We start from the raw sequence: 12,791 nt of genomic DNA on the forward strand, positions 1-12,791 counted from the left end.
GCATTCTCCCTGTTCTTTTGCCTATCATGCAGTTTCAGCAGCGTCAATTTACCCGTACTACCTTGCTGGCCCTGCGCGAGCACGGGCTGTACCTGGGCCAGGGCGACGGACGCGGGCGCATGAGCCTGGAGGTGGAGATGCCCTACGAGGAAGTGCTGCCCCTCCGCATTGAGCGGCGCAACACCCGGCCCGAGCGCCAGCTGCCGGGCGTGCTTTTCCTTCTCATTTGGGCGGCCAGCAGTGCCTCCCGCTCCCTGAGCCAGGGGGAGGCGGCATCCGACGAGTTCTGGCTCTGGGCCATTGGCCTGGGCCTGGGCCTGCTGGCCGTGGTGCTCTACGGCGTGCGCAACTGGTGGTACCAGCTGGTGCTGCACACCGGCCGCGGCCAGGTGGTGCTGGCCGACCGCCGCTCCGACCGCCGGGCTCTGCTGGACTTTGCCGAAACCCTGGAGGCCCGCACCAAAAGCTACCTGCGCCGCGAGTACGCCGCCGTCAACCCCCTGGGCTTTATCGAGCCCCAGCTACGCCGCGTGGCCTGGCTGCGCGAGCTCAACGTGCTGAGCGGGCCCGAGGCCACGGCCCTGTCTACCCGCCTCACCGGCCGCCTCACGGCTACGCCCCTGCGCAGCATGGGCCAGGAGCTGGAGGCACCGTACGTGAACTAAGCCCCCGGAAAGCGCGGGCCTGTTGACAGGATAAAGACCTCTGAGGCGCAGGCCCGGGTTGCCGCGCTGCTTGCCGCTACCAACCGGCTGGCCCGGCTGCTACTTCCGAGCACTCTTTGCGTAGAGCGCCCAGAGCCCAGCTCACTTTTCGTTCGCTATGCATCCTGCTGTACCTGCCTGGCTGCGCCGCCCCTTCACCCTCGACCTGCGCGCCCTGGCCCTGCTGCGCATGGGTGTGGGAGCCGTGCTGCTCGTCGACCTCGCCATTCGGGCCACCGACCTGGAGGCCCACTACGCCAACCTGGGCGTGCTGCCGCTGGCCGCGCTGCACGAGCACCTGTGGTCGGCTTCGCAGTTTTCGCTGCACGCCAGCAGCGGGCTGTGGCAGGTGCAGGCCCTGCTGTTTGGGCTGGCGGCCGGCGCGGCCCTGGCTTTGCTGCTGGGCTGGCACACCCGGCTGGCCACCCTGGCTTCCTGGGTGCTGCTGCTGTCGCTGCACAACCGCAACCCGCTTATCGGGCAGGGCGGCGACGACCTACTGCGCATGCTGCTGTTCTGGGGCCTGTTTCTGCCCTGGGGCCGGGTGTATTCGCACGATGCCAAAGGCCAGCCCCTGCCAGCCCAGCTGACTTACTTCAGCGCCGCCACGGTAGCCTACGTGGTGCAGCTGGCCATTCTCTACTGGGTGACGGCCTTGCTGAAAAGCGGCGCCGAATGGACGCACGAAGGCACGGCCTTGTACTACGCCTTCAGCCTCGACCAGGTGCTGCTGCCGGCCGGGCGCCTGCTTTACCCCTACCCCGGCGTGCTGCGCTTTCTCACCTTCGCCACCTGGTACCTGGAGCTGCTGCTGCCCTTTGTGCTTTTCATTCCGGTGGGGGTACGCTGGTGGCGGCTGCTGTTTCTCGCCCTCATCTTTGGCTTCCACCTTGGCATCAGCCTCACTTTGTTTGTCGGGCTCTTCTGGCTGATTAACCTGGTGTCGGTGCTGGGGCTGCTGCCGGGCCGGGACCTGGACTGGCTGAGCTGCCGGGCGGGCCCGCGCCTGGCCCGGCTGCGGAGATGGCAGCCTCGCCTGCCCCGCCTGCCTTGGCAGCTGCGCCTGGAAACGGGCCCCGCGCTGAGTGCCGGCCGCCGACGCTTGCTGCAGAGCCTGCGCGAAGGCCTGGTTCTGCTCGCCCTGGCCTATGTGGGCTGGTGGAACCTGAGCGACTGCGTCGGCGGGCGCTGGCTTATGCCTGAATCTGCGCGCTGGCCGGCCTTCCTGCTTCGCCTCGACCAACACTGGGGCATGTTTGCGCCTACCGTGTTCAAGGACGATGGCTGGTACGTGCTCGAAGGCCGTACCGCCGATGGGCGCCTGCTTGACCTGAACCGTGAGGGCCGGCCCGTAAGCTACGCCAAGCCGCCCTCGGTGGTGGCACTGTTCAAGAATGACCGCTGGCGCAAGTACTCCGAAAACCACCTGTTCATCAGCAACACCTGGATGCGGGGCTACTTCTGCAACTACCAGCTGCGCATCTGGCACGAAAACCCCGCCCACCCGCCACTGCGCTCCCTTACCGTGGTGTACATGAAGGAAGTATCCTTGCCTGACTACCGATACTCCCCCCCGCAGCGCGAGGTACTCTGCACCTGCGGCGAAACCGACGATTAACCGTCTCCAGCCCTATGCCACCGGGCAGCGCAGTAAGCTCGGCCTAACGAAGCGGCAGCCGGCCCGTAAAGCCTGCGTTCCACCTTTCACGCCGCTACCATGAGTGTCTCCTTAAATCCCCAAGCTGTCATCTACGCCCGGCGCCTGATTCAGGACGGCAAGCTCCAGAACGACCAGGGCCACTGGCGCGAGCACAACCCCGATACCGACCAGGAAAACGCCTTCCTGGAAGAGCACGAGCTGGAAGAGTACGGCAACTGGCACCTGGGCCTGGACATGAGCAAGGGCGAAGACAGCAAAGGCCGCTACAAATTCCCCTACGGTGACTTTAAGACGGTTCACCGCGACGGCCTCATCGCCGCCAAGGAGCGCGCCGCCCAGCAAGGCTACTCCGATATCGAGAAAGCCGCCGACGAGCTGCTGCAGCTGCTCGAAGGCCAAGAGTAATTAGGTATTAGGGATTAGGGATTAGGGATTAGATGTTCAGGTAGTTGCCTGGTAATTATTATACTTCTCGCGAAATGGTCTGCGAAACCTGAACGATGTAGAGACGCAACATTTTGCGTCTGCGGGACTGCGCCATTAAAGCCGGAATTGCTCCGTTAGTATCGTTCGGGTATCGTTCAACAATGAGACGCAAAATGTTGCGTCTCTACATCCGCCAGACGTTCCGCAATGCACTTTGGGACGAGCATAAATCGCCTGCTCCTCCAGCATGCGTGCGGTACAGCCTCCCTGTGGCTTCGTCTGAGTCGTTCAAAGAAGCGCAGAGATGCTGCACTACGTGCATGCCAGAGGAGCACAATGCACGAGAACTTCCCGAGAACATCCTCAATCCCTAATCCCTAATCCCTAATTCCTCCTAATGATGCCCGTCTGACGCGGGCCCCTGCCCGGCCAGGCCCAGGCGCTGCACCAGCTTGCCTATGCTCAGGCCCTGCACCAGGATGGAAAACACCACCACCACGTAGGTGATGCCAATCAGCATGTCGCGCGAGGCCAGGGCGGTGGGCAGCGACAATGCCAGCGCAACGGAAATGCCGCCCCGCAAGCCGCCCCAGGTGAGCACGGCCAGGCCCTTCAGGCCATAGCGCTGCTGCGGCCGCAGCAGCGCCAGCGGCAATCCTACCGACAGCGCCCGGATGGCCAGTACCACCAGCACCACACCCAAGCCCACGGCCAGGTACAGGCGCTCGAAGTGCAGCACCAGCATCTCCAGGCCAATGAGCACGAACAACAGGGCGTTCAGCACCTCATCCACCAGCTCCCAGAACTTGTCGAGGTACTCCCGCGTCACATCCGACATGCCCTTGGCCCGGCCCTTCGTCCCAATGATGAGCCCAGCCACCACCATGGCCAGGGGGCCCGAGGTGTGCAGGCCCCCGGCCAGGGCAGTGCCGCCCATCACCAGGGCCAGGGTAATGAGCACCTCCACCTGGTACTGGTCGATGGAGCGCAGCAGCCAGTAGCCAGCGAAGCCCAGCCCGGCGCCCAGCAGCACCCCGCCCACGGCCTCGCGGGCAAATAAGCCCGCCATGTCGCTCGCGCTGAGGCTGTCGGCGCCCTGGTGCGCTACCTGCAGCAGGCTCATAAAAATCACTACGCCCACGCCGTCGTTGAACAGCGACTCGCCTACCACCCTGATTTCCAGCTGCGGGGGAATGCGCGCCTGCCGCAGAATGCCCAGCACAGCAATGGGGTCGGTGGGCGAAATCAACGCCCCAAACAGCAGGCAGTCGATAAATGGCAGCCCCAGCCCTACCAGCGGCAGCAGCTTGTACATAGCCCCGGCTACCAGCAGAGTGGAAAGCACCGTGCCTACCAAGGCCAGCGAAGCCACTGCGCCCCGCTCCTGCCCCAGCGAGCGCACGTCGGTGTGCAGCGCCCCTGCAAATAGCAGAAAGCCCAGCATCACTTCCATCAGCAGCTCGCTGAAGTCGAGGCTGCGCACCAGCTTGCCCAAATCCAGTATCGGCACCACGCCCAGGCGCCCCAGCCCCACCACCAGCAGCGAGGAAGCCAGCCCCAGCACCATCAGCCCAATAGTGGTGGGCAGCCGCATGTAGCGGTGGTTTACATAGGCGAAGGCCGCGGCCAGCACCACGAGCAGGGAAAGGGCAGAGTATAATTCCATAGCAGGGATTAGCGAAAAAGTCGGGCTGCAAGTTACGCGCCCGGGTTGCTCGCCGGCGTTCCACAGCAAGCACACTCCACCTTCAACCCAATTTAATTCCCCGCTTCAAATGTGGGCCACAGGTCAGCTTTTCTCCTTAAAAAGTGTGGCCAGATTTATAACAGCCCCTGTTTATCAACTGCCTATATCTTACTCCGAGCCAATATCCAGAGTAGCTAGAGATACTCCTTAACGCTTCGCCTAGCACTATTGACTCTCAAACAAAACGGCCCCCAACTATACGAAAAGCATAGTTAGGGGCCGTTTTTATCAAACCCGAAGCCAGTGGAAGCCTATTCTACCACCAGCTTCTTCACCACCACTCCCTGGGCAGTAGCAATGCGCACGGAGTATACCCCCGCTGCTACCTCGTGCAGCGAGAGCTGCTGCGTACCCAGCCCGGCGGTCAGTGCCTGCGTCCGCAGCACGCGCCCCAGGGCATCGACCAGCTCGACGGTTGATGCCGAGCGGCTCAGGCTGGCGGGCAGCTCCACCGTCACGGCCTGGCGGGCCGGGTTGGGGTACAGGGCCACCTGGGCGCTCAGGCTGGCCGCGGCCGTGCCCAGCAGCTGCCGGGGCCCGAACACCAGCTCAAAGCGCGGGGTCGTGCTGGCTGCGTTGAGCGTGAACGAGTAGTTGGGCTGCTGGCTCAGGTCGACCAGGGCGTCGGTAAGCCGGTCGCGCAGGTAGGCCGGGGTGCTGCCCAGGTTCGCCAGCTCGGCCGCGTGCAGGGTGTAGCTGCCGGAGGCCGGCACGCGCAGCTGCAGCGGCACCACCACTTCCGTGCTGCCCGGCAGGGGCAGGCCCTGAATGGCCAGGGCCTCATTTCCGGCCAGCGCGGCCAGGTTCAGGCCCGTGGGGTTGGCCAGCTTCACGGCGTCAAAGGCCGCGTCGGCGCCGGCCGTGGCGCCGGCCTCGAAGTACACGTAGGCCGCATCCGTCAGGCCGGTGCTGCTGCGCAGCTGCAGCTGCAGCAGGGGCCGGCTATCGGCCGCGCCGCGCCGCACGGGCACGTTGGTGAAGGCGGTCAGGCGCTGGCTGTTGCGGAAGGTGAGCGTGCCGCTGGTCTGCCCGCTGCTCACGCGCACCCAAAAGCCCTGGGCCACCCCAATCTGCGGGTTGCCGCCGATGCCGTTCACGTAGGCCCGGTACATGCCCCCGTACTGGCTGGTGCTTTCAAACACGTACATCGACGCGTCCAAGTTGGCGCGGTCGGCCGGGGCCACCAGGGTCCAGTCCAGGGGCGAGGCGTAGGGGTTGCCCACGTGGTGCCAGCCGGCCTCCGAAGCCAGCGGGCCGCTGTCGCGGCTCAGCGTCTTGGCCAGGGTGCCGTTGTGCAAGGCACCCACGAAGTCCACGGTCTGGCTGGCGCTGAGGTTGACAGTGTAGCCGCGGCCCTGCTCCAGCACGCTGCCCAGCGAGGCCGGCGAGAACCAGCCCTTGTCGAAGGCCGACAGGTTGTTGCTGGCCGTGCCCAGGCGGGCCTCGTCGTAGCCAAACACGGTGGGGAAAGGCGTCACGTTGGCCGGGGCGGCCGCGCTGTTATAGGCCGGGTTCACCACGGGCGTGAAGCCGCTGGTGGCCAGGTCGGCCACGGTGGTGCTCACCACCGGCGAGCTGAGGTGGCGGTAGCCGGCGCCGGGGTTCAGGCTGGGGTCGATGGCGCGCTGCACCGTGGCGTTGCCAATCAGCACCCCGCCGTTGTTGAACACCATGGCCGACAAGGTCGGCGTCGACTCCAGCGTTAACAGCTGCCCGTTCACGTCCAGGTTGCCGTTGAGCGTGAGCAGGCGCTGCACGCTGGCGGCACCGTTCAGCGTCGCCCCGGCTGAGTTGATGCGCAGGTTCCAGAAGCGCGTAGCGCTGCTGCCGCCCACCGTCTGCCCGCCGGCGCTGGTGAAAGCCACCGTGCCGCCCGGGGCCGTGAACGTGCCGTTGTTGGTCCAGGTGTTTTTCACATCCAGCGTGCCGCCGGTCATGGTCAGGGTGGCCCCGCCGTTCAGGGTCAGGTCGTCGGCCAGGGCCGTGCCGGCCGAAATCACCGGGTAGCGTGGGGCACCGGAGCCAATCACGGCGTCGACGGTCGAGCCGGGCACGCCGTCGGTCCAGTTGGCTGCCACAAACCAGTCGGTGCTCACGGCCCCGGTCCAAGTCGAGGCCGTCACCGGGGCGTTGTAGGTAATGGTGAAGGTCGGCGCCGCGGTGTTGCCGTTGCCGGCCGCGTCCTGGGCCACGCCCGCCGCAATGTTTACTGTCACCGTGCCGCCAGCCGTCGGCGTCACGTTGAACGTGTACACGCTGCCGCTGCCGCTGAAGCCGCTTACTGTGCCGTTGCTCACCGTCACGTCGCCAGCCACAAAGCCGCTCACAGCCTCCGAGAAGGTCACCGTTACGGGAATGGGCGAGCTGTTGGTCGGGTTGCTGGCCGTGCTGCTGACGGCCACCGTGGGAGCCGTAGTGTCCACGGTAAAGGTGTTGGTGTTGCTGTTGGGGCTGACGTTGCCCGCCGCATCTGTCGCCGTGGCCCGTACCGTGTGGGCTCCTTGCGTCAGGGCCGTGGGTTGGGCAAACGACCAGGCTCCGCCGGCACTGGCGGTAGTGGTGCCCAGGGGGCTGCCGTCGACGATGACCGTGACCGTGCTGCCGGCTTCGGCTGTGCCGCTGTAGGTTGGCGTGACCGTGTTCAGCAGGCTGCCATTGGCCGGCAGGGCTACCACTGGAGCAGCCGGCGGCACGGTGTCTACCGTGAAGGTGTTGGTGTTGCTGCTGGGACTGATATTGCCGGCCGCATCGGTAGCAGTGGCGCGGGCCGTATGGGCACCCTGGGTCAGAGCTGAGGGTTGGGTAAACGACCAGTTACCTGCCGCATCGGCTGGCGTGGTACCAATGGGACTTCCATCAACGATGATGATAATGGTCGTGCCGGCTTCCCCGGTGCCGGTATACGATGGCGTCGGGTTGTTCAACGTGCTGCCATTGGGCGGCGTCAGCAGTACCGGGGCCGGCGGCGCCACCCGGTCGATGGTAAATGACTGCCCGGCAAAGGGCACGTTCGACACCGACGGCGACATGCCCGTGCTGTTGGCCAGGTTTAGCTGCAGGCTGCCGCTGCCCGTTCCTGTATTCACAGTCACGGTATACGTCGTGCCCGAGCCCGACACCCCGCTCACGCTGGCGCCGCTCAGGCCGGAAGTGGTCAGCGAAAAGTTGCTGGCGCTGAGCCCGGTAACGCTCGCCGCAAAAGTCACGGTAAAGCTGACGCTGGCCGCGTTGGTCAGGCTGCCCCCTACCCGGTTGATGGCCGTCACCGTGGTGGGTGCCGCCGGCGTGGTAAAGGTTTGAACCGCGCCGTAGGCGGTACCGATGGCATTGATGGCGTAGGCCCGCACGTAGTAGGTGGTGCTGGCACTCAGCCCGCTTACCGCCTGGGAGAAAGCCCCCGTGCCACTGCCAATAATAACCTTGGTATTGGCCGTGGTGGGCACCATGTTCGAGGTGCTATACACCACCCCCCGCTCGCTTACGCTCACGCCGCCATCCGAGCTTACGTTGCCGCCCAGGGTAGCCCCAGTGGTGGTGATGCTGCTGGCTACTGCGGTAGTTACGGTGGCCAGGTCCTGGTCGAACACCGCCAGTCCGCTCAGCATGGTGCTGTTGCCCCCAATCAGGCCGGGCGTGAGAAAGGTGCTGACGGCATTGCCCGCCGCCAGGCTCACGGCCACGATTTTGCTGTTGGTGGGGGCTGCCGCCGTGCTTGTGCGCACGTCGGCCACCAGCAAGCGGTTGTTGGCCAGGTCCAGGGCAATGGTGCCGGGCGTGGCCGCGAAGTTGTCCTTCACCAGCACGTCGCCCGTCCCGTTGAGGTTGATGCGCCGCAGCTGGTCGGCCGTGGTGGTGGCCGCGGCATCCGTGATGCTATAGTACAAGTGGTTGTTCACCTTGTCCAGCGCCAGGCCGTTCAGGGCCGTGTTGGCGCCGCCAATCAGGGCCGGGGTCAGGAAAGTGGTCACGGCGTTGCCGGGGGCCAGGCTCACGGCCACAATCTTCATGTACTCGGGGTTGGTGGCCGTGGCCGTGCGCACATCGGCCACCAGCAGGCGGTTGTTGGCCAAGTCCACCACCAGGGGGCCCGGCGAGGCGGCGAAGTTGTCCTTAATCAGCACGTCGCCCGTGCCGTCGAGGTTGATACGCCGCAGCTGGTCGGCGGTCGTGCCCGCCGCCGCATCCTGCACGGTGTAGTAGAGGAAGTTGTTGGCCTTATCCAGCGCCATTCCCCGCAGGCTGGTATTGGCGCCGCCAATTAGCCCAGGGGTAAAAAAGGTACTTACGGCGTTGCCGGGGGCCAGGCTCACGGCCACAATCTTCATGTATTCGGGGTTGGTGGCCGTGGCCGTGCGCACGTCGGCCACCAGCAGGCGGTTGTTGGCCAGGTCCACCACCACCGTCCCCGGTGTGGCCGCGAAGTTGGTTTGCAGCACGGCGTCGCCGGTTCCATTCAGGTTAACGCGCCGCAGCTCATCCGCAGTGGTGCCAGCGCCGGCATCTACCAGGGTGTACACCACCTGGGCCTGCCCGCGCAGGGCCAGGCCGAGCAGCAGCGCAACCAGCGCCCAGCCGGGAAGGAGCAGTGGCCTCCACCACGGGGTTCTATGTCTGTTTTTCATATGAAGTAAAAGAAAAGATGAAGGCAGCCAAGCTGCCAATGCGCCTGAAGCCCGCCGCTATTTTCTGGCGGCTATTGCCGGGGCGGGAAGATTCCCTGCACGCAAATCTGGAAATTCAGCGCCAGGTAAGGATTCATGATGCTGAACGGCTGGCTTCCACCGGAAGCACCGATGGCGCTCGGGTTGGCCTGAGCCGTGGGCGCACCGCCATAGGCATTGATGGCCACCGATTCTTCGGTGGATGCCGTGATGCCATTGGGCACGGCGAGGTAGTTGCCGCCCGGGGTGGCGCTGCTGGCCGCGTTGCCCGACACGTTCAGGGCGTGGGTATGGGCCGGCATCTGGGTGTTGAGCAGGGTGACCGTAGGCGTGCCCGCCACCTGCCCCAGCGAATAGTTGGGCAAGCCCGGTCCCTGGCCGAAGTTCATCGGAAAGCGGCCCCGCAGGTCGGGCAGGGCGAAAGTGGTTTGGCCGTTGCCGCCGTAGGTGGTGCCCAGAATGGAAAACAAGGCCGTGTTCTGCGCAATCGACAGTAGCTGCCCGTTGCAGATGGCAAAGTTCTGCACGGCAAAGTTGCCCGCAAAGAGCATGATTTCACCGATGTAGGCTTCCGTGCCCTGTACTGCGGCCGGCCGGGCGGCAGCCATGGCGGGGCCGCCAAGCAGGCCGAGGCCCATGGCGGCGCCCAGGCGCTTTAGCCAGCTGCGGCGCTCCTGGTCGGCACCCTGGGCGGCCTGCTGGCCTACCGAAACAAAACCGGAAGATGTAGCGAGTAGTCTCATAAGTGTTGTGGGGGAAAAAGGTGAGTGAAAGCTTGTTTGTCAGAGTTGTGGCCAATCTTCGGTTTAAGGTGGCGCTGGCCGCTTGTCGCCAGGGCCGGCCCCAAAGCAGGAAGCGAGAAAAGCCGGGGCTTTTCTCGCTTCGGGGCATTAGTTGCGGGAAGGGTAAATGCCTTCCAGGCAAATGATGTAGTTGATGGCCAGCAGGGGCTGCAGCACCGGTACGGGCTGGTTGCCGCCGGCAGCACCTATGGCGGCGGGGTTGGCCGTCACGTTGGCGCTGGGCCCGTAGGCGTGTACCGTCACTGCTTCTTCGGTGTTGTTGGTGGTGCCGTTGGGCAGGGCCAGGAAGTTGCCGGCCAGCGCGTCGGTGGTGCCCGGCGTGCTGGACCCGTTCAGCAGGTGGTTGTGGGCCGGCATCTGCCCGGTGGTCAGCGTCACATTTTCCGAGCCCGAGAGCTGGCCCTGGGTGTACGGGCTCAGGCCCGGGCCCTGCCCTACGCCTACCGGCACGCGGCCCCGCAGGTCGGGCAAAGCAAAGGTGGTTGTTCCGTTGCCCCCGTACATGGTGCCCAGTAGCGAAAAAAGGGCCGTGTTCTGAGAAATGGGAAGCAGGCTGCCGTCGCAGATGGCCCAGCCGCGGGGCGCGAAGTTGCCGGCAAAAATTTTGATGATGCCTATAAATTCATCCATGAATTCAAAAAAGAAAAAGATGGTACCAGGCTTTTGCAGTGTGCAAAAGCCACACAGGAGCTGCCCAGGCCATACAGGCGGGGTTATTCCGAACGTGACGGGCCTAATCCGGGCAGGAAATCAAGGGTAGGCACACTTGGCCACCAATGACTGACGGGAACCCTGGCTTGAGGGGAAGGGACACAAGAGCTAGGCCCTTTCCTAACCAGTACAAGTGAAGGATGGCTCAATAAAAACGCCGAATGTCAGCGCTTTATCAGTAGAGCAGTAAGATGCACCCAGGGGGCGGCGCATCCGTTGCGAAAAAGGGGTAGAAGCAACTATATCCTATATGTGGAAGCGGGCCAAATGTCGGAAATCAAATTCATATCTGTACCATCAATCAGCCTTTTTTTCAGGAATCAATTTCACTTTGCTTATTTTATCTGTTCAGATTCAAGCACGAATACTTACAGCTGCTGTAGCTCCGGCCGGGACTGCTACCATCCGCACGCGATGCCAGCTGCCGGGGCGCGGCCACAAAAAAGCCCCGGTACCTGGGTACCGGGGCTTTTTCTGTTATCATGCTGGGTAGCAGCTAGGCCGTGGCTTCCAGGGCCGTCACACCGGGCAGCTCCTTGCCTTCCATAAACTCCAGCAGGGCGCCGCCGCCGGTGCTGATATAGCTTACCTGCTCGCCAAAGCCCAGCTGCTGCACGGCCGCGGCCGAGTCGCCGCCGCCAATGAGGCTATAGGCCCCTTTTTCGGTGGCATCGGCAATGGCCTGGGCCACGCCCTCCGTGCCCTTGGCGAAGTTGCTCATCTCAAACACGCCCATGGGGCCGTTCCACAGGATGGTTTTGCTGTCGCGCACGATGGCCGCGAACCGCTCCTGGCTTTCGGGGCCCAGGTCCAGGCCCATCCAGCCTTCGGGAATGCTGTGGTTGGCCGCCTCGCCGGTTTCGGCGTCGTTAGCGAACTTATTGGCTATGACCGAGTCGGTGGGCAGCACCAAGTTCACGCCCTTGGCCTGGGCTTTGGCAATCAGCTCCCTGGCCAGCTCCACCTTGTCGGCTTCCAGCAGGGAGCTGCCCACCGAGCCGCCTTCGGCCACGGCGAAGGTGTAGGCCATGCCGCCGCCGATGAGCAGGTTGTCGACCTTGTCGAGCAGCTTTTCGATGATGAGGATTTTGTCGGAAATCTTGGCGCCGCCCATGATGGCGGTGAAGGGCCGCTCGGCGTGGTCGAGCACCTTGCGGGCGTTGTCGAGCTCGCCCTGCAGCAGGTAGCCGCCCACGCGGTCCTGCACGCCAAACGAGTTGGCCATCACGGCCGTGGAGGCGTGGGCGCGGTGGGCCGTACCGAAGGCATCGTTCACGTACACCTCGCCGAGGCGGGCCAGCTTGGCGGCAAACGCGGCGTCGCCGCCTTCTTCCTCTTTGTAGAAGCGCACGTTTTCGCAGAGCAGCACCTGGCCGGGCTGCAGGGCCCGGGCCATTGCTACGGCTTGGTCGCTGGCTACATCGTCGGCAAACTGCACTTCGCGGCCATACTCCTGGCTGAGGCGCTGCACAAGGCTGCGCAGGGAGTACTTGGCCTCGGGTCCGCCCTTGGGCCGGCCCAGGTGCGAGAGCAGCACCACGCTCCCCCCATCGTTGAGAATCTTCATCACCGTGGGCGTCGCCATCCGGATGCGGGTGTCGTCGGTAATCTGCAGGTCTTTGTCCAGGGGCACGTTGAAGTCGACGCGTACCACGGCCCGCTTGCCGGCAAAGTTGTAGGTATCCAGGGTGTTCATAGGTGGTGATGAGGTGATGAGGTGATGAGGTGATGAGGTGATGAGGTGATGAGGTGATGGAGTGATGGTGAAAGGAAGCTGCCTGCAAAGGTAGAACGATAAGCTCCCCTCCTTTTTTAAGGAGGGGATATTTTGCCGGCGGCAAAATTGGGGTGGTGCGCGTCGGCAGGACTTTAAAGCCGGCTTGGTGAGTTGGTGAAACCGGAACCGAGCCGGGCAGCATGCGCTTTAGGCACAAGCCGACGTGGTTTCCCTTTCGGCTTTAACAGCTCGAAAGGCCTGCCGACGCGCACCACCCCCGTTTCAGCCGGTGGCTGAAACAACCCCTCCTTAAAAAGGAGGGGAGCTTACCGTTCTGCCTTCATCACCTCATCACTTCATCA

8 protein-coding genes are annotated in these 12,791 nt (G+C 64.1%); 3 read left to right on the forward strand and 5 right to left on the reverse strand.

Annotation, left to right across the window (positions count from 1 at the left end):
- Positions 1 to 26: 26 nt before the first annotated feature.
- From ABD919_RS16060 to ABD919_RS16070, 3 genes are all read left to right on the forward strand, one after another.
- Positions 27 to 665 carry a hypothetical protein gene (locus tag ABD919_RS16060; RefSeq protein ID WP_345237053.1) on the forward strand — a complete coding sequence of 213 codons (639 nt, stop codon included), beginning with the start codon at positions 27 to 29 and terminating at the stop codon, positions 663 to 665.
- A gap of 157 nt (positions 666 to 822) precedes the next feature.
- A complete protein-coding gene (locus ABD919_RS16065) occupies positions 823 to 2,322 on the forward strand; it encodes a hypothetical protein (RefSeq protein WP_345237054.1) in 1,500 nt (499 codons plus the stop codon).
- A 99-nt stretch (positions 2,323 to 2,421) separates the two neighbouring features.
- Positions 2,422 to 2,769, forward strand: a complete 348-nt coding sequence (locus tag ABD919_RS16070) for a hypothetical protein (RefSeq protein WP_345237055.1) — start codon at positions 2,422 to 2,424, stop codon at positions 2,767 to 2,769.
- A 415-nt stretch (positions 2,770 to 3,184) separates the two neighbouring features.
- On the opposite strand, the gene ABD919_RS16075 is transcribed toward ABD919_RS16070, so the two are convergent.
- The 5 genes from ABD919_RS16075 to ABD919_RS16095 all read right to left on the reverse strand — a co-directional run bounded on the left by ABD919_RS16075 (position 3,185) and on the right by ABD919_RS16095 (position 12,408).
- A complete protein-coding gene (locus tag ABD919_RS16075; protein ID WP_345237056.1) occupies positions 3,185 to 4,456 on the reverse strand; it encodes a cation:proton antiporter in 1,272 nt (423 codons plus the stop codon).
- A gap of 332 nt (positions 4,457 to 4,788) precedes the next feature.
- A complete protein-coding gene (locus ABD919_RS16080; RefSeq protein WP_345237057.1) occupies positions 4,789 to 9,159 on the reverse strand; it encodes an Ig-like domain-containing protein in 4,371 nt (1,456 codons plus the stop codon).
- A 71-nt stretch (positions 9,160 to 9,230) separates the two neighbouring features.
- Positions 9,231 to 9,941: a phage tail protein gene (locus ABD919_RS16085; protein ID WP_345237058.1), complete on the reverse strand. Its 711-nt coding sequence runs from the start codon at positions 9,939 to 9,941 to the stop codon at positions 9,231 to 9,233.
- 147 nt (positions 9,942 to 10,088) lie between these two features.
- Positions 10,089 to 10,631 (reverse strand): phage tail protein, encoded by a 543-nt coding sequence (locus ABD919_RS16090; protein ID WP_345237059.1) that lies wholly within the window; start codon positions 10,629 to 10,631, stop codon positions 10,089 to 10,091.
- Between the two features lie 577 nt (positions 10,632 to 11,208).
- Positions 11,209 to 12,408 (reverse strand): phosphoglycerate kinase, encoded by a 1,200-nt coding sequence (locus tag ABD919_RS16095; RefSeq protein WP_345237060.1) that lies wholly within the window; start codon positions 12,406 to 12,408, stop codon positions 11,209 to 11,211.
- Positions 12,409 to 12,791 lie beyond the last annotated feature (383 nt).

This window comes from Hymenobacter saemangeumensis, from assembly GCF_039541835.1.
GTDB lineage: Bacteria > Bacteroidota > Bacteroidia > Cytophagales > Hymenobacteraceae > Hymenobacter > Hymenobacter saemangeumensis.